Raw genomic sequence first — 22,278 nt, forward strand, 5'->3', positions numbered from 1 at the left:
AGATAGTCTCCTGCTGCTTGGTGGCGTATCTTTGCATGCTAGAAAAACATAATTAATTTAATACCAACAGAAACATGATTCATTTAAAAGACTTTTGGCGGACAATCAGAAGGACGCTTACCGTATTTATATTAGGAACTACCGTGGCTGTCTTCACATGCCAGGCCATAAATCCTCCTTTCGTGATTAAACATCTGGGTGACGGACAGAGTATCGTCCAAATTGACGAGCAGAAGAAGTTTTTGCTGCTGCCGGTGGAAGAGGCTTCTCCGGAGGCAAAATTGTATATGATAGCGGACAATGATGTTGTACGCAGTATGAACGTGCGATTGGCAGTCAATAAGGTTGACTATTTTGTTCCGGTCGATTTGACCGGCTTCGATAATAAACATCTCTCTTTCAACTTCCAGCTTATTCCGGATTCGGCCTTATGCTGGGAAGAAATGAAACTGTCGGATGAATTCGATGTTTCGAACCGGGAGAAGTACCGTCCGGTGTATCATTTCAGCCCGGCTTACGGTTGGATGAATGATCCTAACGGAATGTTCTACAAAGACGGGGTCTACCATTTGTTCTACCAGCATAATCCCTACGGCTCCATGTGGGGGAACATGCATTGGGGACATGCCACCAGTACGGACCTCGTCACTTGGGAACATCACGGAGATGCTATTTCGCCCGATGCGCTGGGAACAATTTTCAGTGGCTCTTGTGTTGTCGACAAGGATAATACGGCCGGGTTCGGTGCCGGTGCCGTCATTGCTTTCTATACATCGGCAAGCGACCGCCAAGTGCAGAGCATGGCCTATAGCCTTGACAACGGAAAGACCTTCAAGAAGTATGCGCGAAATCCCATCCTGACTTCCACGCAGCGCGACTTCCGTGACCCTAAAGTCATCTGGCACGAAGATACCAAGAAATGGATCATGGTTCTTGCCGTAGGGCAGGAAATGGAGATATACTCTTCTGCCGACCTGAAGAGCTGGACGCTGGAGAGCAAATTCGGTGAAGGACAAGGTGCTCACGGCGGAGTCTGGGAGTGTCCCGACCTGCTTGAACTGCCGGTTGAAGGTACGGAACTGAAGAAGTGGGTACTCGTCTGTAACCTCAATCCGGGTGGACCGTTCGGTGGCTCTGCCACACAATATTTCGTGGGGACATTTGACGGAAAGAGATTCGTGAACGAGTCTCCCGCAGTGACGAAATGGATGGACTGGGGAAAAGACCATTATGCAACTGTCACTTGGAGCAATGCTCCTGCAGGACGTGCCATTGCATTGGCATGGATGAGCAACTGGCAATATGCCAACGATGTGCCCACCCGCCAATACCGTAGTGCCAACTCCGTGCCGCGCGACCTTTCGCTCTATACCTCGGAGGGTGAAACCTATGTAAAGGTAACCCCGTCTCCCGAATTGCTGAAACTGAGGGATAAAGGCAGCAAGAAGCGTGCTTTCAAGGTAGACCGCACGTATAATCTGGACAAACTGCTGAATGACAATTCCGGAACGTATGAAATCGAAATGACCATCAAGAACAAGGATGCGGATGTGATAGGATTCCAGCTCTTTAACTCGAAAGGCGAGGAGGTGGAGATGTACTATAACCTGGCGGAAAAGACGTTCACCATGGACCGTACCGAGAGTGGTGAGGTGTCGTTCAGCAAGGACTTCCCTGCAGTGACCGTGGCTCCTGTCGAGGGTGGCAATGAAATGAAACTCCGCTTGTTCGTAGACAAGTCGAGCATTGAAGCGTTTGGCAACGACGGACGTTTTGCCATGACAAATCTTGTATTCCCGTCGGAACCTTACAACCGCATCAGTTTCTATGCTAAAGGTGGAAGCTGCAATGTCACCTCGTTTACTGTGTACAAACTCGGATTAAAATAACAGATAATAATCTTCAGCATGGAAAATACTAAGAATTCTTCCTTGGCAAAGCTCTTTCCGGTCATGCTTTGCTTCTTCGCCATGGGCTTTGTGGATTTGGTGGGCATCGCCTCCAACTACGTGAAGGCCGACTTGAACCTGACCGACTCGCAAGCCAACATATTCCCGTCTCTGGTGTTCTTCTGGTTCCTCATCTTCTCCGTACCTACGGGTATGCTGATGAACCGCATCGGACGCAAGAAGACGGTGCTTCTCAGCCTTGTCATCACGTTTGCCTCTTTGCTTCTCCCGGTTTTCGGAGACGGCTACGTGCTGATGCTGCTCTCGTTCTCATTGCTGGGCATCGGCAATGCGCTGATGCAAACGTCGCTCAACCCGCTGCTTTCCAATATCGTAAGCGGCGAGCGGCTGGCAAGTACGCTCACCTTCGGACAGTTTGTAAAAGCCATTGCTTCGTTTCTGGCTCCATACATCGCCATGTGGGGAGCTACGCAGGCCATTCCGTCTCTGGGCATGGGCTGGAGGGTGCTGTTCCCGGTCTATATGGTTATTGCGGTGATTGCCATTCTCTGGCTGAGCGGTACTTCCATCCGCGAGGAAAAGGAAGAGGGACGCCCTTCCACCTTCGGGGAGTGCCTCGCCCTGCTGGGCAAGCCGTTTATCTTTCTCTGCTTCCTGGGCATCATGTGCCATGTGGGCATTGATGTAGGTACGAATACCACAGCGCCCAAAATCCTGATGGAGCGTCTGGGCATGACGCTGGCCGATGCCGGCTTTGCCACCAGCCTTTACTTCATTTTCCGCACGGCGGGTTGCTTTCTCGGCGCCTTCATTCTTCAGAAGATGGCTCCCCGAACCTTCTTCGGCATCAGCGTGTTATGTATGTTGGCTGCGATGGTAGGGTTGTTCGTTTTCCATGAAAAGACAATGATATACATTTGCATTGCCCTTATCGGTTTCGGCAATTCGAACATCTTTCCGGTTATCTTCTCTCAGGCGTTGCTTGCTATGCCACAAAAGAAGAACGAGGTTTCCGGTTTGATGATTATGGGGCTCTTCGGCGGTACGGTATTTCCGATAGCAATGGGCTTGGCAAGTGATGCTGTAGGACAAAGCGGTGCCGTGGCTGTGATGACGGTAGGGGTAGTGTACTTGTTCTTCTATATGCTGCGTATGAAGCGGTAATCTTTGTTCGCAGGCTGCGGACACATATCCCAAGGCTGCGGATATCTGTCCCAAGGCTGCGGATATCTGTCCCAAGGTTGCGGATGTCTATCCCAAGCCTTGGGATAGAGATAATCCTTAGTTCTTAGAGACTTTTTAATAGATAATTGGCAACTTTTCATTCTATAGTTAGGAACTTTTTTATTAGGTTTGCAGCGGGTAGGACATTGAGTTTGCCGTGAATAAAATATATCATTCATTAAACAATATAATATTATGAATAAGATAATAGTAGGTATGGGCGAGGCTCTGTGGGACTGCCTCCCCGAAGGAAAGAAGATAGGCGGTGCTCCGGCAAACTTTGCTTACCATGCATCGCAGTTTGGTTTCGACAGCCGTGTGGTCAGTGCCGTAGGTGCCGATGCGGATGGGGACGAGATTCTGGATGTGTTCGCCCGGAAGGGGCTGCGCACGCAGATTGAGCGCGTGCCTTACCCCACGGGAACGGTGCAGGTGACGCTCGATGCCGTGGGCGTGCCGTGCTATGAGATAAAAGAAGGCGTGGCCTGGGACAACATTCCCTTTACCGACGAACTGAAGCGTCTGGCACTGAACACGCGTGCCGTATGTTTCGGCTCTTTGGCGCAACGCAGTGAAACAAGCCGCATCACCATCAACCGTTTTCTCGACACGATGCCCGATGCGGAGGGGCAACTGAAGATATTCGACATCAATCTCCGCCAAGGGTTCTATACCAAAGAGATACTCTGCGAATCCATGCGCCGCTGCAACATCCTCAAGATAAACGATGAGGAGCTGGTGACCATCAGCCGTATTTTCGGCTACCCGGGCATCGACTTGCAGGACAAATGCTGGATTCTGCTGGCTAAATATAACCTGAAAATGCTTATCTTGACTTGTGGAACGAACGGCAGCTATGTGTTCACTCCGGGAGTGGTTTCCTTCCAGGAGACGCCCAAGGTACCGGTGGCGGACACCGTTGGAGCCGGTGACTCGTTCACGGCAGCCTTCACCGCTGCCATTCTCAGCGGGAAGCAGGTGCCCGATGCCCATAAACTGGCGGTGGAAGTCTCTGCCTATGTATGTACCCAGAGCGGTGCCATGCCGGAATTGCCGGTGGCCTTGAAAGAAAGGCTGGCATAGATTTTTCTTATTCTTTTCACATTTTTCGTTATCTTTGCTCATCTGCAATCTTAAATCAGAGGAAAGTGAAGATGAGACAGCATAACCTTCGGATTTTATTCTTTTTGCTCGTGCTTTGGGGAGTGGCGGTTGCCTGCTCCCGGCGCGAGGCACGTTTCCGTATCGGCGTTTCCCAATGTAGCGAGGATGAATGGCGGCGCCAGATGAACAGTGAGATACTCCGTGAAGCCCATTTCTACGAGGATGTGGAGGTGGACATCCGTACTGCTGTCGACGATAATGACCGTCAGGCAAAAGACATTCGTGAGCTGATAGCCGAAGGGGTGGATCTGCTGATTGTGGCCCCTAATGAAGCCACTCCGATAACTCCGGTTGTGGAGGAGGCATACAACCGGGGCATTCCGGTGATTGTAGTGGACCGTAAAATCCTTTCGGACAAATACACGGCCTACGTCGGTGCAGACAACTACGAGATAGGGAAAGCTGTGGGAGAGTATGTGGCCAATGTGCTGCATGGGCAGGGAGATGTGGTGGAAATCTCAGGTTTGGTGGGCTCCACACCTGCCGTAGACCGTCATCAAGGATTTGTGAAGGCTATATCCGCTTATCCCGGTATCCGGTTGCTGGCCGTTGAAGACGGTGCCTGGTTGCAACTCAAGGCCGGAGAGAAAATGGATACTCTGCTGAGCCGCTTTCCGCATATCGACCTGGTGTATGCGCAGAATGACCGTATGGCGGCCGGAGCCTATGCTGCCGCTGCCCGAGAGGGGCGGGAAAAGGATATGCGGTTCATCGGCATAGACGCCCTGTCCGGCAAAGACTATGGAGTGGAGAAAGTGCTTGCCGGCGAACTGGATGCCACGTTTATATATCCTACCGGTGGCGACCGCGTGATGCAGATTGCCATGGATATCCTGAACAAGCGTGATTTCCCCCGTGAAACTATCCTGGGCACTTCCGTCGTCGACCGCGACAATGCTCTCATCATGAAGATGCAGACCGCCCACATCGGCACCCTGGATGGAAAGATAGAAACCCTGAACGGAAAGATAAACCAGTATTTAGCCAGTTATGCCACGCAGCAGGTTGTCTTGTACGGCAGTCTGTCCGCCCTATTGTTGCTGGTCGGTTTGTTGGTGGCTGTCTACCTCTCCTTGCGTGCCAAGAACCGGTTGAACCGTGAACTGTCCATGCAGAAAAAGAAACTGGAGGAACAGAAAACCCAGTTGATACAGCAGAAGGAACTGTTGGAAGTACAGAAGTCGCAGTTAGAACAGCTTTCCCATGAACTGGAGGAGGCTACGCACGCCAAGCTGGTGTTCTTCACGAATATTTCACACGATTTCCGTACTCCGCTGACGCTGATAGCCGATCCCATAGAGCAGCTTCTTGCCAACCGCACCCTCGACGGACAGCCGCGCCAGCTCCTCGAGCTGATGAAAAAGAATGTGCATATCCTGCTTCGCCTGGTCAACCAGATACTTGATTTCCGGAAGGTGGAGAACGGGCGCATGGAGCTCCATCTCGAACCTTTTGATTTGCTCGACAGCTTCCGGGGCTGGAACGACTCTTTCCGCATGGCGTTGCTGAAGAAACATATTGCTTTCAGCTTTGAGGCATCTCCCGATACGGACTTCCGGATGATGGCGGATGCGGAGAAGATGGAGCGCATTTACTTCAATCTCTTCTCCAATGCCGTGAAGTATACGCCGGAGAACGGGAAAATCACCGTACGGTTGTTAAAGTCGGAACAGAACTACAGTCTGTCCGTCTTCAATTCCGGCAGCTACATTTCTTCGACCGATGTGGAAGCCATCTTCGAGCGCTTCTATCAAGTGGACGGGCATCAAGCCGGTACCGGTATCGGACTGGCGCTGGTACGTGCCTTTGTAGAGATGCATGGCGGTAACATTACGGCACGCAGTGACGAGAAAGGCACTACTTTCATCGTTACTTTCCCGCAGCAGGATGTTTCGCAGTACCATCCCACCATAGTGACGTTGCCTGCCGAAGAGAAGGACGTGTCGTCCACCCTGATAGATACGGAAGTGAAGGCATGCGAAGAGGTGGTTGAGGCTGATTGTCCTACTGTGCTGGTAATTGACGATAATGCGGATATTCGCAACTATGTGAAGTCACTTCTGTCGAACGAGTTCCGTGTATTGGATGCTGCGGACGGGACAGAGGGTATCCGGCTGGCCATGAAGTATGTGCCGGATGTGATTATCTCCGATGTAATGATGCCCGGTATGGATGGTGTGGAATGCTGCCGCCGCTTGAAGGGGGAGTTGCAGACATGCCATATCCCGGTGATTCTGCTGACGGCCTGCTCGCTGGACGAACAGCGTATCCAGGGCTATGATGGCGGTGCCGATTCTTATATTTCCAAACCATTCAATTCGCAGTTGCTCTTGTCTCGTGTCCGCAATCTTATTGCAAACCGCCGTCAGTTGAGGCAGTTCTTCGGAGATAACCAGACTATCGAGAAGGAAGCCATCAGTGATTTGGATAAGGGTTTCGTCTCCCGCTTCAAATCGCTTGTCGAGGAGAGAATGAAAGATGCGGAACTCAATGTGGAGGATTTGGGACGGAATATGGGTATGAGCCGTGTGCAGCTTTACCGTAAGCTGAAATCGCTGACCAACTATTCGCCGAATGAGCTGCTGCGCCAGATGAGGTTGAAAAAGGCTGCCTCACTGCTTGCCTCCTCTGACATGACGGTAGCGGAGATTGCCTATGAAGTGGGCTTTTCGTCACCTTCCTATTTCACGAAATGCTATAAGGAACAGTTTGGGGAGAGTCCTACCGAGTTTCTGAAAAGAAGGGGATAGCTGTTGTCTATCCCCCTTGTTCTTAATACACGTCTGTTTACTTCTGTAAATGATACTGGAACTTATTTCAGTATTTGAGGCAGGTTTTCCCTTCCCCAGAAGTAGTAAACACAGATTCCAATCCAGCTTGTGAGCAGGATGATAATTGCAACTAATAGTTTCTTCACGCCGTCTACCGGCCACTTCATGATTTCAAGTACGGCTTTGACACACAGAACCACACCGATAATCCAAATGATAAATCCAATCATAACCTGTGATATTTAGTATTGTTAATTAAAAACAAATAGAGACTACGCCTTATTCAGGAGCAGCCTCTATTCTTTATTTAGTAATCGGAATTACTCTGTAACTTCAGCGCCCCAATTTTCTTTGGAAAGACGCTTGTAGCTATTGTAACGCCATTTAGCGTTTTCTTCAGCAGCCTTGAACAGCTCGTCGGCCTCCTGCGGATATTGCTTCATTACGGATGCGTAACGAACTTCACCCTTCAGGAAGTCTTGGAATCCGCTCCAATCCGGTTCCTTGCTATCCAGCGTGAACGGATTCTTGCCTTCAGCCTCCAGAGCCGGGTTGTAACGCCACAAGTGCCAGTAACCGCACTTAACGGCCTTTTCTTCCTCTGCCTGGCTCTTGCCCATACCTGCCTTCAGACCGTGGTTGATACACGGAGCGTAAGCGATGATGAGTGACGGACCGGGATATGCTTCTGCTTCACGGATAGCCTTCAGGGTCTGAGCCTGGTCGGCACCCATAGCGATTTGGGCAACGTATACGTAACCGTAAGTAGTAGCCATCAGACCGAGGTCTTTCTTGCGTACACGCTTACCGGCAGCGGCAAACTTGGCGATAGCGCCTACCGGAGTAGCCTTGGAAGACTGACCGCCTGTGTTGGAGTAAACCTCAGTATCCAGTACGAGGATGTTGACATCCTTACCGCTTGCGATTACATGGTCGAGACCACCGTAACCGATGTCGTAAGAAGCACCGTCACCACCGATAATCCACTGGCTGCGTTTTACCAGGTATTGAGACAGACTGGCGATAGTCTTGCAGCTGTCGCACTTGTCTTTGGCAGCTTCTACCATCGGAATAATCTTTTCAGCCAGTTCCTTGCTCTTGTCTGCATCGTACATGTTTTCAATCCAAGCCTGGAATACTTCTTTGTATTCGGCCGGAGTTCCTTCTGCTGCGATGGCATCTTCCATAGCCTTCACGATACGTGCGCGCATCTTTTCGTTGGCAAGCTCCATACCCAGACCGAATTCGCAGAAGTCCTCGAACAATGAGTTTGCCCAAGCAGGACCGTGACCTTTTTCGTTCTTGGTATAAGGAGTAGAAGGTACTGAACCGGAGTAGATGGAAGAACATCCTGTTGCGTTGGCTACCATTTCGCGGTCACCGAACAACTGGGAAATCAGCTTCACATACGGAGTTTCACCACAACCGGAGCAAGCGCCTGAGAACTCGAACAACGGAGTGGCGAACTGGGAGTTCTTCACGTTGGCCTTGATGTCAACCAAGTGTTGTTTGCTCTTCACGTTTTCAGCACAGTAAGTCCAGTTGGCAGCTTCCGGCAATTGGCTTTCGAGGTGCTTCATAGTCAGAGCCTTGCCACCCTTCTTCGGGTTACCCGGACAGACATCGGCACAGTTGCCACAACCCAGACAGTCGAGAACGTCTACCTGAATACGGAATGTCATACCGTCGAATGCTTTACCTACAGCCTTCAGTTGAGTGAAGTTGGCACCCTTCTGCTCTTCAGCATCGAGTACGAACGGACGGATGGAAGCGTGAGGACAAACGTATGCACACTTGTTACACTGGATACAGTTTTCAGCGTTCCATTCGGGAACGAATGCAGCTACACCACGTTTCTCATATTTGGCAGTACCTTGTTCCCAAGTACCGTCTTCGATACCCTTGAATGCAGATACCGGCAATAAGTCACCGTCTTGTGCGTTGATAGGACGAACCACTTCGTTGATGAATGCAGGGTCGTTGTTTTCAGCCTTGGCGTCGTCTGCCAGATTGGCCCAAGCCGGGTCAACGGTCAGCTGCTTGTATTCGCCGCCACGGTCAACAGCTGCATAGTTCTTGTTGACAACATCTTCACCCTTCTTGCCGTAAGACTTAACGATGAACTTCTTCATCTGCTCTACAGCCAGGTCAACCGGAATAACGCCGGTGATACGGAAGAATGCGGATTGCAGGATGGTGTTGGTACGGTTGCCCAAACCGATTTCTTGTGCAATCTGGGTTGCATTGATATAGTAAACAGTGATATTGTTTTGTGCAAAGTACTTCTTCACCTTGTTAGGCAGGTTCTTGGCCAGCTCTTCGCCTTCCCAGATGGTGTTCAGCAAGAAAGAGCCGTTCTTACGCAAGCCGCGGGTTACGTCGTACATGTGCAGGTAAGCCTGAACGTGGCAAGCCACGAAGTTAGGCGTATTTACCAGGTATGTAGAGCGGATAGGAGTGTCACCGAAACGCAGGTGCGAGCAAGTGAAACCGCCTGATTTCTTGGAGTCGTAAGAGAAATAGGCCTGGCAGTGCTTGTCGGTGTTGTCACCGATAATCTTTACGGAGTTCTTGTTGGCACCTACTGTACCGTCAGCGCCCAAACCGTAAAATTTGGCTTCGAACATACCTTCGCCGCCCAATGCGATTTCTTCTTCCTGGGGCAGAGAAGTGAAGGTAACGTCGTCCACGATACCGATAGTGAAGTGGTTCTTCGGCATCGGCATAGCCAGATTCTTGTAAACGGCGAGGATTTGAGCAGGAGTAGTATCCTTGGAACCCAAACCATAACGGCCGCCTACGATAACCGGAGCATTCTCTGCACCGTAGAAACAGTCTTTTACGTCGAGGTACAACGGTTCGCCGTTAGCACCCGGTTCTTTCGTACGGTCCAGTACGGCAATCTTCTTGGCAGTCTTGGGAACGGCGGCAAGGAAGTGCTTGGCAGAGAACGGACGATACAAGTGAACGGCAACCAAACCAACCTTTTCGCCATTGGCAACGAGGTGGTCGATAGCTTCGCGGGCAGCTTCCGTTACAGAACCCATGGCGATGATAACGCGTTCTGCATCTTCTGCACCGTAGTAATCGAACAAACCATACTTGCGGCCTGTGATTTTGGAAATCTCGTTCATGTATTCCTCAACGATAGCCGGAACTGCTTCATAGTAGTTGTTGCAAGATTCACGGTGTTGGAAGAAGTGGTCAGGATTTTCGGCCATACCACGGGCAACCGGGTTCATCGGGTTCAATGCACGTGCGCGGAATTCAGCCAAAGCTTCCTGGTCGATAAGCGGAGCGAGGTCTTCGTTCTCCAACATTTCAATCTTCTGGATTTCGTGAGAAGTACGGAAGCCGTCGAAGAAGTTCATAAACGGAACACGGGCCTTGATGGTGGCTAGGTGGGCAACACCTGCCAAGTCCATAACTTCTTGTACAGAACCTTCGGCCAACATGGCAAAACCAGTCTGGCGTGCAGACATAACGTCCTGGTGGTCACCGAAGATACACAGTGCATGGCTTGCCAATGTACGTGCTGATACGTGGAATACACAAGGCAGGAATTCACCGGCAATCTTGTACATGTTCGGGATCATCAGCAACAGACCTTGTGAAGCTGTGTAAGTAGTAGTCAGCGCACCGGCTTGCAGAGAGCCGTGGACGGCACCTGCAGCACCACCTTCTGACTGCATTTCCTGTACCAATACTGTTTCGCCGAAGATGTTCTTGCGACCTGCGGCAGCCCATTCGTCTACGTATTCAGCCATCGTAGAAGAGGGGGTGATGGGGTAGATGGCAGCTACTTCGGAGAACATATACGAGATATGTGCAGCAGCCTGGTTACCATCACAAGTAATGAATTTCTTCTGTTTAGTCATAACTAAATTGAATTATTTATTTAAGTAAAAAAATCTCTCTCTTAATACAAGAAACCGAATAACCAGAGAGGTATTTGGTTGCCTCGGCCTATTTCTGCCTTATGCAGTACATAAGTAACTCCCGGATTATTCTTTATCTTTGTTCCTTCCGGACAAATCTTGAAAGGCATCACCTCATCTACCATGAACGAGATGTTCTTGTCGCCCTTGTTCACCTTGTGGTCCTTCCACATTGTGTTGGCAAAGAAAGTGTCCAGTACGTCTTGCTCTTCCACCTTGACGGGATAGATGGAATACATCAGATTTGAATTATGCATCATTATCTTCGACGGCTTCTTGGGGAATTCTTCTCCTTTCGGATAGACCATATTGATGAGTCGTGCGTCTGCCAGATACTTGATGTAATTCATTACTGTGGCGCGGGAGGTCTGTATGTCGTTTGCCAGTTGGCTGACATTCGGCGCTTTCGGTCCGTCCACGGCCAACAAATATAGTAATTTCTTTATCTTCGAAAGGTATTTCAGCTCAATTTGTTTGATGAGCAGGATATCCACTTCCACCATCATGTTCATCGTCTTGAGCAGATTCTCCGAAAAGTTACGCTTTTCAAGGAAGAAAGGGTAGAAGCCGTGGTGCATATAGTCTTGCATGTAGTCCAATGGACGTACTTTGGAGAGGATGCCTTTGGCTATCTGTTCGTGGTTGCTCAGGATTTCTTCCAACGGATAGGCATGGAACTTCATGCCCGTCTGCAGGTTCAGGTATTCGCGGAAGGAGAAGCCGCGCAGGTTGTAGCTCTTCACGATGTCGCGCAACTCCATATTCTCCTCTTTCAGACGCATCACGGACGAGCCGGTGAACACGATTTTCAGGTTGGGGAAGCGGTCGTAGCACATACGCAGTTCCTTGCTCCATTCCGGGTACTTGAATACTTGGTCTATCAACAGCACTTTTCCTCCGCGGCGCTGGAATTCGGCGGCGAACTCCACGATGCCATGTCCGGAGAAGTAAAAGTTGTTCATGTTGATGAAGAGGCAGGAGCGGTCTGTGCCGAATTTCTCTTTGGCATATTGCAGCAAGAAAGTAGTCTTACCTACGCCTCTTGTGCCTTTGATACCGATAAGACGGTCATTCCAGTCTATTTCGTCCATTAGGTCGCGGCGTACGGGGGCATTGGTATGCTCTACGAGATAAGCGTGTGTACGGTAAAATGCTTCCATGCTTTAAATTCGGTTTATCGGGCGACAAATATACGGCTTTTTTATAGATTTGCAAAGTAGAGATGGCAAAATATTATATAACTTTGCACTCTCATACAAAACGTGAGTAATTGGTTAACATTTGAAAGATGAAACTTTATGTGTTCAATCCTGATGCAGATATGGCATTGGGAAATAATGAAGAAAATTATATGGCGCCCGCTACCATCCGCCGTATGGCTGAAGACTTGGCTTTGTTGCCGATTTGGTATGCCCAGCCGGGTAGTGGGGTACTGGCCTCTTCCGCCTATAATGCAGATTATCTGAAACAGATGCAACAGTTGTTCCGGCTGGATGTGCATTTGGTGACAGAGCCGGAGCTGCCCGATTATGCTGATGTGCGGGTAATGCCTTGGGGATGGAACCCCGCTATCCGTAAACGGATGTTGAAAGGCGGTGTTCTGGAAAAAAATCTTCCTACGCCGGATGCTTTGGATAAATATCGTATGAAGGCTGTCCGTAGTAACGCTTTGGCTTTTCGCGCACTTTTCTATTTCAATAAAATAGATTATACTTGTGGTGACGGTTGTTGCTTGGTGGAGGCTGATGGTAGAATGACGGATATCTCTCCGGATATTGTTGATCGTTACAAGGAGGGATGTGTGTTCAAATCACTTTGGTCGGGAAGTGGAAAGGGATTGTGTTGGTGCCGTCATGGCTTTACGAAAAATGTTTCCGATTGGTGTAGTAGGGCGCTGAAAGAAAATAGAGGTTTTGTGATGGAGCCTATATTTGATAAGGTGGAAGACTTTGCCATGGAATTTTATTCGGATGGTCGGGGAAAGCTTCTTTTTGTCGGCTATTCCCGTTTTGTTACGGATGACAAAGGGGCATATCGTGGTAATATCCTTACTTCGGATGAGCAAGTGGAGGAATGGATTCAGCAATATGTACCCTTTGAAGCATTTGTACGCATACGCAATATGATGCAGAAAGCATTGGAAACGAGTTATGCTACATCTTATATGGGTTTCTTGGGTGTGGACATGATGGTCTGCCGTCAGAAGGAAGGGCATCCGTATGCCATCAACCCCCATGTCGAAATAAATCTACGGATGAATATGGGAATCGTTTCCCATGTGCTTAGTGATCATTTCATTGTCCCCGGTGGGGAGGGACGTTTCTCCATTGATTGTTTTCCGACCCATGAAGCTTTGATGGAGCGGCATGAGCAGGATATGCAAAGCTATCCGCTGGTGGTGAAGGACGGCAGGGTTGTTTCCGGCTATCTGCCTCTGGTACCGGTCACTCCGAAGAGCCGTTACCGGGCTTTTGTCTGTGTCACTGCTGCTGAATAGCTTCGCTTTCGTTTCCGCAACGGTCTATGGCTGTCACGGCAAAATATTTTCGGGCAGTCCACGGGCGGATGGGGGCATAGGTATATTCCGTACCTTGTACTCGTTGTGCCAGGATATTCTCCGGATTGGAGGTATCTACGGGATAGGTGTCCGAACCGTAGATTACATACATCGGAGCATTCCGCTTGTCATTGTCCGTGGCGGGTTGCCAGCTTAGTTTCCAATAGCCGTTTTCCGGTGTTTCCACCGTGAGTCCGGAGGGAGGTGTAGGAGCTACATTGTCTATCCACGGCATGGCGGGTTGCAGGGCCGGGGCGGTATAGAAGTCTTCTTCCAGCGCCTCATAAAGCCCTTGCGTATTGTCCATCAGATACTTCACGCGGTAGTGTGCCTCGCCCGCCAGACCGTGGGCGCGGATAAAGTGCATCTGCCGTTCAATCTCGTCCAGCGTCCAGTTCCCTTCGCTGGGGTCGAGGAAGTAGATGCCCAGACCGGGAATGATTTGGCGTCCGTTACTTTGTTCCTGCCAGTCGAGGGCAAAGGGATAGAAATGATTGCCACGGAAATAGAGCATCGGATAAATCTGGTCCTGGATGCCCTCGCCCAGCCAACCCTGCACGTCTTGATAGACGGTGTGGAAGGCATTCCAGCCACGGGAGGGGTAGCGGGAAGTGTCTTTGTATTTTCCTACCGGGCAGGTGCTGACCTTTACCCAGGGTTTCATGGCTTTTACACCTTTATATATATAGCGTACTATTTCCGTCAGGTTGTCTCTGCGCCATTGGGCAAGGCTGCGTCCTTTGCTGTATTTGCGGTAGTCGTAGCTGTCGGGAAAACGGGGGGCGTTTTCCGGATAGCGCAGGTAGTCGAAGTGTATCCCGTCTACATCGTAGCGTTCCACCACTTCGCGGACAAGGCTCATCAGGTACTCTTTGGTTTGCGGATGTCCGGGATTCAGGAAGTATTCGCGTTTGTAGGGTACGCAGATGGCGCGTTTCTTTTTGGTGACGGACTCTTTACCGAGGGCGGCTACATGCTTGCGGTTGCCCAGAGGGATGGTCACCATCCAGGCATGGCACTCCATACCGCGCTTGTGGCATTCGGCTATGGCAAAAGCCAGCGGATCGTAGCCGGGGTCGCCGCCCACCTTTCCGGTCAGTATGGAGTTGTAGGGCTCGATGGCTGATTTGTAGAGGACATCTCCCCGTGTACGGGTCTGGAACAGTACTGTGTTGAAATTGGCGGCTTTCAGTCTGTCCAATATTTCAATCAGTTCGGCCTGTTGCTTGCGGATGCCTTCGGGCGAAGTGGTGCGTGTCTGCGGCCAGTCCAGGCCATAGACGGCAGTTATCCAGGCGGCACGCACTTCATGCTTGGGCGGTTGCGCAGCCAGTGGCAGCAAGACGGCCATATATAGTAAAATGGAAATAATTCGTTTCATTTTTCTCTTTTCTTCTTTATTTCTGTCATATTTCTCGGCGAAGATAAGCAAAACACCCGATTATTTTGTGCTGTTTACTTGGAAACTGTTACATTTGCATACATTAAAGATATTAACACGCCATGATTACATTTACGCTTTGCCTGCTGGCGTTGATAGCCGGCTATTTTATCTACGGACGCTTCATAGAACGCGTCTTTGGTCCCGATGACCGCAAAACACCCGCCCTTACCAAAGCCGATGGTGTGGATTACATTCCACTGCCTACTTGGAAAATCTTTATGATACAGTTTCTCAATATTGCCGGGTTGGGACCTATCTTCGGTGCCATCATGGGAGCTAAGTTCGGTACGGCATCCTATCTGTGGATTGTACTTGGCAGTATCTTTGTCGGTGCAGTGCACGACTATCTTGCCGGTATGCTCTCCTTGCGGCATGACGGGGAAAGCCTGCCGGAAATCATCGGACGCTATCTGGGGCTGACCACCAAGCAGTTGATGCGCGGCTTTACCGTCATCCTGATGATATTGGTGGGAGCTGTCTTTGTGGCAGGGCCGGCCGGACTGCTTGCCAAGTTGACCCCCGACAGCTTGGATACCACCTTCTGGATTATTGTTGTTTTCGCTTATTATATCTTTGCCACTTTGCTGCCGGTAGATAAGATTATCGGTAAGATATACCCACTGTTCGCCGTTGCCCTGCTGTTCATGGCGGTCGGTATTCTGGTAATGCTTTACGTCAACCATCCTGCATTGCCGGAGATATGGGACGGATTGCAGAACACGCATCCCGATGCGGTTGCATTGCCCATCTTCCCCATCATGTTCGTCAGCATTGCCTGCGGTGCCATCAGTGGCTTCCATGCCACGCAGAGTCCGCTGATGGCACGTTGCATGACAAGCGAGCGCCACGGACGCCCCGTTTTCTATGGGGCAATGATAACCGAAGGCATTGTAGCTCTGATATGGGCTGCCGCCGCCACTTATTTCTTCCACGAGAACGGGATGGGGGAGACGAATGCCTCTATCATTGTAGACGCCATTACAAAAGACTGGCTGGGTGCCGTAGGTGGCGTATTGGCCATTCTGGGTGTTATTGCCGCGCCTATTACCAGTGGCGACACGGCTTTCCGTTCAGCGCGCCTCATTGTGGCGGATTTCTTGGGAATGGAACAAAAATCCATGCGTCGCCGTTTATATATATGCATCCCGATGTTCCTGGTAGCCATTAGCTTGTTGCTTTACAGCCTGCGGGACAAGGATGGATTTGACATGATTTGGCGTTATTTTGCCTGGGCCAATCAGACTCTGTCCGTCTTTACGTTGTGGGCCATTACGGTCTATCTGGTACGCGAGAAGAAAGGACGTTATTATTACGTCACCTATTTCCCGGCATTATTCATGACGGCTGTGTGTACCACTTACATCTGCATTGCTCCCGAAGGTTTCGGGCTCGGTCCGAATTATGCGCTGGGCGTAGCCTTGATAGCTGTTGTGCTGGCTGCTATTTGGTTTAATATTTGGTATTTTAAGACGACTAAAAAACTTTGGTAATGAAGAAAATCAAGAAATCTACCGGGCTCACGTTGGCCCTGCTTATTTACGTTTCTGCTACTGCCGCTTATTTCCTTCCCCGCAATACGGAAATCAGCGATACTGAGAAGTATGTCACCGTAGCTGCTTCGTACCTCATTGTATTTGTGCTGTGGCTGGTGCTTCGCAAGAAGGAGGCGCTGCAACGCAAGCGATTCGAAGAAGACAATAAACAACATTGATTATTTACTCAAAAAACAGAACAAGATGAAAAAACTGGCATTATTCGTTTGCTTGCTTGTTGTCACAGTGGCAGCTCAGGCACAGTTTGAAAAAGGTAAGTGGATTTTGAACCCGTCCATCACCGGTTTGGAATTTTCTCATGACACGGGAACCGACAAGACAAGTTTTGGCCTTGAAGCCAAGGGAGGTGCTTTCCTGCTCGACAACATCGCCTTGCTGGTGCATGCTGGGGCTGCTTGGAATACCGGAGGGTCTGACCTCGATGTCTATACGCTGGGTGTAGGTGGACGTTATTATTTCGACAAGATTGGCGTGTATCTGGGTGCCGATGTCAATGTGGACCGTTGGGATTGGGGACATGATTTGGATGATACCAAGTTCTCTTTCGGTCTGGAAGCCGGTTATGCGTTCTTCCTGACCCGCACGGTGACCATCGAACCTGCAGCTTACTGGAACGTCAATAGCGACCGTTCTAAATTCGGTCTGAAGGTAGGTTTCGGATTCTATTTCTAATCTTATTTTCCTGCTACTGCAAGTTTTTTTGCAGTGCCGCTGTAAATGTGTTGCAGTGGCACTGCATAAATGTTTGCAGCAGTACTGCAAAAGATATGCAGTGGTTTTGCAGTAACGTTTTGCTTAGAGCAATGCTGCATATTTTCTAACTTGTTTCAAGCGCTCCATGAGTGTTTGGTCACTTTCAGCCAATTGCATGTTATAGTCTAGCTGCATTCGCATCAGCAAGCTGGCACTGATTCCCAAGGCTGCTTCAAAGAGCAATGCTGTAGATGTTGTGAGGGGACGTCGACAGTTCAAGATGTCGTTTAGTACCTTATATGAGATGCCGGTTTGTGCAGCAAGCTTAGTTTGGGGTAATTTTCTATTTTCCACCTCTTCTTTGAGTAATTCACCCGGATGTATAGGGCGTTGGCATTTATAATTTCCCATATTCATAATCATTTATAGTGGTTCGATAATTCCAGGATATTACATATTGTCACTACGGTTTCAGATGTACTCTGCTTTACTGTGAATTCTATGCGGTATTGGTCATTTACTCTAATGGAAGAAATACCTGCTTTATCTCCTTTCAATACTTCGTAATGAAACGACCGAATGGCGTAAAGCTCTTCGATATTTTGAACGTATTCCAAGGTCTTTATGCGCAACTGATATCGTTTCACCATTTGAGGCTGAAAGCGATATTTCTTATCCTTTGTTTTTCCTTCCTCATATAGTTGTTGCAAGTATTCCTTATCAAAGTGTATTTCCATTGTTTTTAGATTGTTTTCATTGTGCAAAGGTAATGTATATCTCCAATATTCCACTATAAAAGTGGATATTTGTTGGTTGCCTGGATAACGTGAAACTTTTTATATGTTAATGAAAGTAGAGGCTGGTTTTGAACATTATAGCAAAAATCCTTATATTTATACTCGAAGTATGAATCCTAAAAGCAAAATGCCATGAATAGAGTTTGTATTACCTTATTGCTTTGCTGCTTGTCATCTTGCCGAATGAATAAGACGGAACGCATGGAAATGTCTGAAGATTCCATAGATACAGTAAGGATAGACCAAGGGGTGGGAAAAAAAACAGTGAGCGATAGCCTCAAGATAGGGATTGCGGATGATGGTGACTACTTGCAAAGACAATTGCTTGCCATTCACGAAGAACTGAGAAAAAGATTGAATAATACACCATATACACACATTCAGAGGAATGTGACCGGATATGGGGTGGGGTTGCATTGCATCGATCTAGATTTGATGGTGAATACTCCCGAGCGGCAGAAAGAGTTCCGGGAGAAGATAATGGACTCCCCCGTTTTCTGTTTTCATGGTGTAGAAGTCCCCGTCATCAACGAGAGAGTAAGCAGGAATCATATTCGTGGCATCCATATCCGTCCCGAATATCCGGTCTTTTCAACGAAAGCTCTCCATGCGACATTCATCCTCAGCAATCACAGCGGCGGAGATTTGACCTGCGGCGAGCATTACTACCTGACGTTCGAAGACGAAAAAGGTACCTGGCGGGAATTGCCGATAAACGCTGCCTTTTGGGACATCGCCTATGTGCTGCGGGATGGGGAGGAAAGGGTTATGAAAGCCTCCCTTTATCCGGATGTGCATCCCAACAAGCCGGGACGCTACCGTTACTTTTATGAGATAACCATCAGGAGGAAACCTGTCTTGATGATGGCTGAGTTCAGACTGACGGACAATGAGGAAGAATGGAGAACGGCGGAAAAGACATCTCTTCCCCCTTATATTTCGGATGCAGGGAAGGGCGGGAGCCCACAATTGATAACGGAAGAGCCAATGGAAGAACCGGTCTATAAAGTAGTGGAAGTGATGCCCGAGTTTCCGGGAGGTATGAAAGCCTTAATGGATTTTATTCAAAAGAATATCCGTTATCCGGAAGAAGTCCGTAAGAATGGCATTCAAGGAAGAGTTGCTGTCAGCGTGGTGATTGACGAGAATGGTCGTGTGACGGACCCCGTTATTATGCGCAGCAGGTATCCTGCCCTGGATGAGGAAGCATTACGGATTGTAGAATTGATGCCACAATGGAAACCGGGGATGCAGCAGGGTAAAGCCGTGAAGGTGGAATTTACTTTTCCGGTTACTTTTAAATTGGAGTAGTAGCACCCGGTAAGATTAAGCACAAAGACACGGAGGCATAGAGTTTTATTCTTTTTCCTTGAATTTAATATCTCTGTGTCTCCGTGCCTCTGTGTTCTATTTAAGGAAGCGAGGGGTGTAATTTCTCTTGCAAGAATTGTCCCGTATAACTTGCCGCACACTTCGCCACTTCCTCCGGTGTACCGGTAGCTACGATGTTTCCTCCTTTGTCCCCTCCTTCGGGCCCCAGGTCTATCACATGGTCCGCACACTTCACCACATCCAGATTATGTTCGATGATGACAATGCTGTGCCCGCGGCGTATTAGGGCATCGAAGGCTTCGAGCAGTTTCTTGATGTCATGGAAGTGTAGTCCGGTGGTCGGTTCATCGAAGATGAACATGGTCGGGTCTGCTTTCTCCTGGCTGAGGTAGAAGGCGAGTTTCACGCGCTGGTTCTCTCCACCGGAGAGGGTGGAGGAGGCTTGCCCCAGTTTGATATATCCCAAACCTACATCCTGCAAGGGTTGCAGCTTCTTCACAATCTTTTTCTGTCCGTGTTGCGTAAAGAATTCGATGGCTTGGTTTACGGTCATCTCCAATACGTCGTAGATATTCATGTCGTGGAACTTCACTTCCAGCGTGTCCGCCTTGAAGCGTTTGCCGTGGCAGGATTCGCATTCCAGTACAAGGTCTGCCATGAATTGCATCTCCACCGTGATGGTGCCTTCACCCTTGCATTCCTCGCAACGGCCGCCTTCGCTGTTGAAGCTGAAGTATCCGGCACTGTATCCCATCTGCTTGGCAAGCGGTTGGTCCGCCCATAGTTTACGGATTTCATCGTAGGCCTTGATGTAGGTCACGGGGTTACTTCTCGATGACTTCCCGATAGGATTCTGGTCAACAAACTCTACATTGCGCAGGTTCTGCAAGTCTCCTCCAATGGAAGTGAACTCGCCTGGACGTTCGTTGCATTCATCCAGCTCTCGTTTCAGGGCGCGGTAGAAGATGTCGCGTACCAGCGTACTCTTGCCCGAACCGCTGACACCGGTGACTACGGTCATTACATTCAGCGGGAACCGTGCCTCTACACCCTTCAGGTTGTTTTCGCGCGCGCCTTTTATTTCTATGTAGTTGTTCCACGGGCGGCGGTGTTCCGGCAGGGGGATGGTTTCTTCGCCCAGCAGATAGCGCACGGTATAGCTGTCACTGTCTTTCTGAAGGTCTTTCATATCTCCTTGGTAGACGACCTTCCCTCCCAGGCGGCCTGCCCGGGGACCGATGTCGATGATATAGTCGGCAGCACGGATAATCTCTTCATCGTGTTCCACTACCACTACCGTATTGCCCAACTGTTGCAGCTGGCGGAGCACGTGTATCAGTTTGTCCGTATCGCGGCTATGCAGGCCGATGCTCGGTTCGTCAAGAATATACAGGCTGCCCACCAGACTACTTCCCAGCGAGGTGGCGAGGTTGATTCGCTGGCTTTCACCGCCGGAGAGCGAGTTGCTGAGGCGGTTCAGCGTGAGGTATCCCAAACCGACATCCAATAGGAATTGGATGCGGCTGTTGATTTCTGTCAGGATGCGGCGGGCTATGTCGGCGTCATGTGGGTCTAGCTGCAGGTTGTCGAAGAAGAGCTTCAACTCAGTGATGGGCAAATCTACCAGTTCGGAGATGTTGCGTCCTCCCACGCGTACGTAGTTTGCTTCGGGCTTCAGGCGGGTACCGTGGCATTTGGGGCAGAGCGTCTTTCCGCGGTAGCGTGCCAGCATCACACGGTATTGTATCTTGTACTGATTTTCCTGCACCATCTTGAAGAAGGCGTTGATGCCCTCAAAGTAGGGTGTCCCTTCCCACAGCATCCGGCGTTGCTCGTCGGTCAGTTCATAATAGGGAGTGAAGATGGGGAAGCCGGCTTTCTCGGCTCCGTGTATCACCATATCCCTCCATTCGCCCATCTTTTCGCCCCGCCAGCATACAACGGCTCCATCATAGACGGACAAGGAGCGGTCGGGTATCACGAGATGCTCGTCGATGCCGATGACTTTCCCGAATCCCTCGCATACGGGACATGCGCCGATGGGAGAGTTGAAGGAGAACATCTGGTCGTTCGGCTCCTCGAAGATGATGCCGTCCGCCTCGAACTTGGTGCTGAACCGGTAGAGGCAGGTGCTTCCGTCGGACTGGTAGAACCGCAGCAGGCAGGCGCCGTCTCCTTCGTACATGGCTGTCTCTGCCGAGTCGGTGAGGCGGCTCACGGAGTCCTTTTCGGAAGAGGCTGTCATACGGTCAATCAGCAGGAAAACGGTGTCTCCCTCTTTCGGCTTGTATTCGTCGATGCGCATCATCTCACCGTTCACTTCCAGACGGGTGAAACCTTGCTTCATGTCTATCTCCAGTTGTTGTTGCAGCGTGCGGTCTTCGCGCAGCAATATCGGGGCGAGCACGGTATATCTGGTTCCTTCCGGATATTCCAGCATGCACTTCACGATGTCTTCCGCCGAATGCTTCTTCACTTCCTGTCCGCTGACCGGGCTGAAGGTTTTCCCCACACGGGCATAGAGCAGCCGCAGGTATTCGTATATTTCGGTGGAGGTGCCCACGGTGGACCGCGGATTGCGGCTACTAACTTTCTGCTCGATGGCAATGGCAGGCGGGATGCCTTTGATGAAATCGCATTCGGGCTTGCTCATGCGTCCCAGGAATTGGCGGGCGTAACTGCTCAAGCTCTCCACGTAGCGGCGCTGCCCCTCGGCATATAATGTATCGAAAGCAAGTGAGGATTTTCCGGAACCGGACAGTCCGGTGATGACTACGAGTTTGTTACGGGGAATCTCTACGTCAATGTTCTTGAGGTTATTGACACGGGCTCCCTTTATGATAATCGATGTATTTTCTGCCATATAAAAGTCACTTATGTGATTTAGGATTTGCA

The 22,278-nt window shown here is 49.8% G+C and carries 16 protein-coding genes; 9 read left to right on the forward strand and 7 right to left on the reverse strand.

Features of this window, described 5'->3' with window-relative positions; all coding sequences use genetic code 11:
- Nucleotides 1-74: 74 nt before the first annotated feature.
- The 4 genes from NQ510_RS09670 (at nt 75) to NQ510_RS09685 (ending at nt 7,048) form a co-directional block, all read left to right on the forward strand.
- Nucleotides 75-1,889, forward strand: a complete 1,815-nt coding sequence (locus NQ510_RS09670) for a GH32 C-terminal domain-containing protein (protein ID WP_005826284.1) — start codon at nt 75-77, stop codon at nt 1,887-1,889.
- A gap of 18 nt (nt 1,890-1,907) precedes the next feature.
- Complete coding sequence (locus tag NQ510_RS09675) at nt 1,908-3,074, forward strand: MFS transporter (RefSeq protein WP_005826285.1); 1,167 nt, start codon at nt 1,908-1,910, stop codon at nt 3,072-3,074.
- A 255-nt stretch (nt 3,075-3,329) separates the two neighbouring features.
- The gene (locus tag NQ510_RS09680) at nt 3,330-4,217 is read left to right on the forward strand and encodes a carbohydrate kinase family protein (RefSeq protein WP_005826288.1); all 888 of its coding nucleotides are present in this window, start codon (nt 3,330-3,332) and stop codon (nt 4,215-4,217) included.
- A 71-nt stretch (nt 4,218-4,288) separates the two neighbouring features.
- Nucleotides 4,289-7,048 carry a hybrid sensor histidine kinase/response regulator transcription factor gene (locus NQ510_RS09685; protein WP_005826289.1) on the forward strand — a complete coding sequence of 920 codons (2,760 nt, stop codon included), beginning with the start codon at nt 4,289-4,291 and terminating at the stop codon, nt 7,046-7,048.
- A gap of 62 nt (nt 7,049-7,110) precedes the next feature.
- Here NQ510_RS09685 and NQ510_RS09690 read toward each other — a convergent pair whose 3' ends face one another.
- The 3 genes from NQ510_RS09690 to NQ510_RS09700 all read right to left on the reverse strand — a co-directional run bounded on the left by NQ510_RS09690 (nt 7,111) and on the right by NQ510_RS09700 (nt 12,167).
- Entirely contained in the window at nt 7,111-7,299 is a 189-nt protein-coding gene (locus NQ510_RS09690) for a hypothetical protein (RefSeq protein ID WP_005826290.1), read from the reverse strand.
- Between the two features lie 90 nt (nt 7,300-7,389).
- On the reverse strand, nt 7,390-10,947 hold the full coding sequence (nifJ, locus tag NQ510_RS09695; protein WP_005826291.1) for a pyruvate:ferredoxin (flavodoxin) oxidoreductase: 3,558 nt from the start codon (nt 10,945-10,947) through the stop codon (nt 7,390-7,392).
- Nucleotides 10,948-10,988: 41 nt separating this feature from the next.
- Complete coding sequence (locus NQ510_RS09700; protein WP_005826292.1) at nt 10,989-12,167, reverse strand: ATP-binding protein; 1,179 nt, start codon at nt 12,165-12,167, stop codon at nt 10,989-10,991.
- A 128-nt stretch (nt 12,168-12,295) separates the two neighbouring features.
- Here NQ510_RS09700 and NQ510_RS09705 point away from each other — a divergent pair, with 128 nt between their 5' ends.
- Complete coding sequence (locus tag NQ510_RS09705; RefSeq protein ID WP_005826294.1) at nt 12,296-13,504, forward strand: hypothetical protein; 1,209 nt, start codon at nt 12,296-12,298, stop codon at nt 13,502-13,504.
- Here NQ510_RS09705 and NQ510_RS09710 read toward each other — a convergent pair.
- A complete protein-coding gene (locus NQ510_RS09710; RefSeq protein WP_227239016.1) occupies nt 13,488-14,945 on the reverse strand; it encodes a glycoside hydrolase family 10 protein in 1,458 nt (485 codons plus the stop codon). The two genes, NQ510_RS09705 and NQ510_RS09710, sit on opposite strands and share 17 nt — an antisense overlap.
- Before the next feature lie 122 nt (nt 14,946-15,067).
- On the opposite strand from NQ510_RS09710, the gene NQ510_RS09715 reads away from it, so the two are divergent.
- Genes NQ510_RS09715 through NQ510_RS09725 form a run of 3 tightly spaced genes read left to right on the forward strand, consistent with a single transcriptional unit; the run spans nt 15,068 to nt 17,233 of the window.
- Nucleotides 15,068-16,498, forward strand: coding sequence for a carbon starvation CstA family protein (locus NQ510_RS09715; RefSeq protein WP_005826296.1), 1,431 nt, complete (start codon nt 15,068-15,070; stop codon nt 16,496-16,498).
- A complete protein-coding gene (locus NQ510_RS09720) occupies nt 16,498-16,719 on the forward strand; it encodes a hypothetical protein (RefSeq protein WP_005826297.1) in 222 nt (73 codons plus the stop codon). The genes NQ510_RS09715 and NQ510_RS09720 overlap by 1 nt, the downstream gene beginning before the upstream one ends.
- Before the next feature lie 25 nt (nt 16,720-16,744).
- Complete coding sequence (locus NQ510_RS09725) at nt 16,745-17,233, forward strand: outer membrane beta-barrel protein (RefSeq protein WP_005826298.1); 489 nt, start codon at nt 16,745-16,747, stop codon at nt 17,231-17,233.
- 123 nt (nt 17,234-17,356) lie between these two features.
- On the opposite strand, the gene NQ510_RS09730 is transcribed toward NQ510_RS09725, so the two are convergent.
- Nucleotides 17,357-17,665, reverse strand: coding sequence for a HigA family addiction module antitoxin (locus tag NQ510_RS09730; protein ID WP_172679934.1), 309 nt, complete (start codon nt 17,663-17,665; stop codon nt 17,357-17,359).
- An 8-nt stretch (nt 17,666-17,673) separates the two neighbouring features.
- Entirely contained in the window at nt 17,674-17,991 is a 318-nt protein-coding gene (locus tag NQ510_RS09735) for a type II toxin-antitoxin system RelE/ParE family toxin (protein WP_005826303.1), read from the reverse strand.
- Nucleotides 17,992-18,183: 192 nt separating this feature from the next.
- On the opposite strand from NQ510_RS09735, the gene NQ510_RS09740 reads away from it, so the two are divergent.
- Nucleotides 18,184-19,362, forward strand: a complete 1,179-nt coding sequence (locus NQ510_RS09740) for an energy transducer TonB (protein ID WP_034525492.1) — start codon at nt 18,184-18,186, stop codon at nt 19,360-19,362.
- Nucleotides 19,363-19,462: 100 nt separating this feature from the next.
- Here the strand turns inward: NQ510_RS09740 and uvrA are convergent, their stop codons facing one another.
- A complete protein-coding gene (gene uvrA, locus NQ510_RS09745; protein WP_005826305.1) occupies nt 19,463-22,246 on the reverse strand; it encodes an excinuclease ABC subunit UvrA in 2,784 nt (927 codons plus the stop codon).
- Between the last annotated feature and the right edge of the window lie 32 nt (nt 22,247-22,278).

This window comes from Bacteroides uniformis, from assembly GCF_025147485.1.
In the GTDB taxonomy this organism is placed as follows: domain Bacteria; phylum Bacteroidota; class Bacteroidia; order Bacteroidales; family Bacteroidaceae; genus Bacteroides; species Bacteroides uniformis.

Coding starts and splice junctions, on each gene's coding strand:
- NQ510_RS09670 (WP_005826284.1), top strand. CDS start 75: ATGATTCATTTAAAAGACTTTTGGCGGACAATCAGAAGGACGCTTACC.
- NQ510_RS09675 (WP_005826285.1), top strand. CDS start 1,908: ATGGAAAATACTAAGAATTCTTCCTTGGCAAAGCTCTTTCCGGTCATG.
- NQ510_RS09680 (WP_005826288.1), top strand. CDS start 3,330: ATGAATAAGATAATAGTAGGTATGGGCGAGGCTCTGTGGGACTGCCTC.
- NQ510_RS09685 (WP_005826289.1), top strand. CDS start 4,289: ATGAGACAGCATAACCTTCGGATTTTATTCTTTTTGCTCGTGCTTTGG.
- NQ510_RS09690 (WP_005826290.1), bottom strand. CDS start 7,299: ATGATTGGATTTATCATTTGGATTATCGGTGTGGTTCTGTGTGTCAAA.
- nifJ (WP_005826291.1), bottom strand. CDS start 10,947: ATGACTAAACAGAAGAAATTCATTACTTGTGATGGTAACCAGGCTGCT.
- NQ510_RS09700 (WP_005826292.1), bottom strand. CDS start 12,167: ATGGAAGCATTTTACCGTACACACGCTTATCTCGTAGAGCATACCAAT.
- NQ510_RS09705 (WP_005826294.1), top strand. CDS start 12,296: ATGAAACTTTATGTGTTCAATCCTGATGCAGATATGGCATTGGGAAAT.
- NQ510_RS09710 (WP_227239016.1), bottom strand. CDS start 14,945: ATGAAACGAATTATTTCCATTTTACTATATATGGCCGTCTTGCTGCCA.
- NQ510_RS09715 (WP_005826296.1), top strand. CDS start 15,068: ATGATTACATTTACGCTTTGCCTGCTGGCGTTGATAGCCGGCTATTTT.
- NQ510_RS09720 (WP_005826297.1), top strand. CDS start 16,498: ATGAAGAAAATCAAGAAATCTACCGGGCTCACGTTGGCCCTGCTTATT.
- NQ510_RS09725 (WP_005826298.1), top strand. CDS start 16,745: ATGAAAAAACTGGCATTATTCGTTTGCTTGCTTGTTGTCACAGTGGCA.
- NQ510_RS09730 (WP_172679934.1), bottom strand. CDS start 17,665: ATGGGAAATTATAAATGCCAACGCCCTATACATCCGGGTGAATTACTC.
- NQ510_RS09735 (WP_005826303.1), bottom strand. CDS start 17,991: ATGGAAATACACTTTGATAAGGAATACTTGCAACAACTATATGAGGAA.
- NQ510_RS09740 (WP_034525492.1), top strand. CDS start 18,184: ATGAATAGAGTTTGTATTACCTTATTGCTTTGCTGCTTGTCATCTTGC.
- uvrA (WP_005826305.1), bottom strand. CDS start 22,246: ATGGCAGAAAATACATCGATTATCATAAAGGGAGCCCGTGTCAATAAC.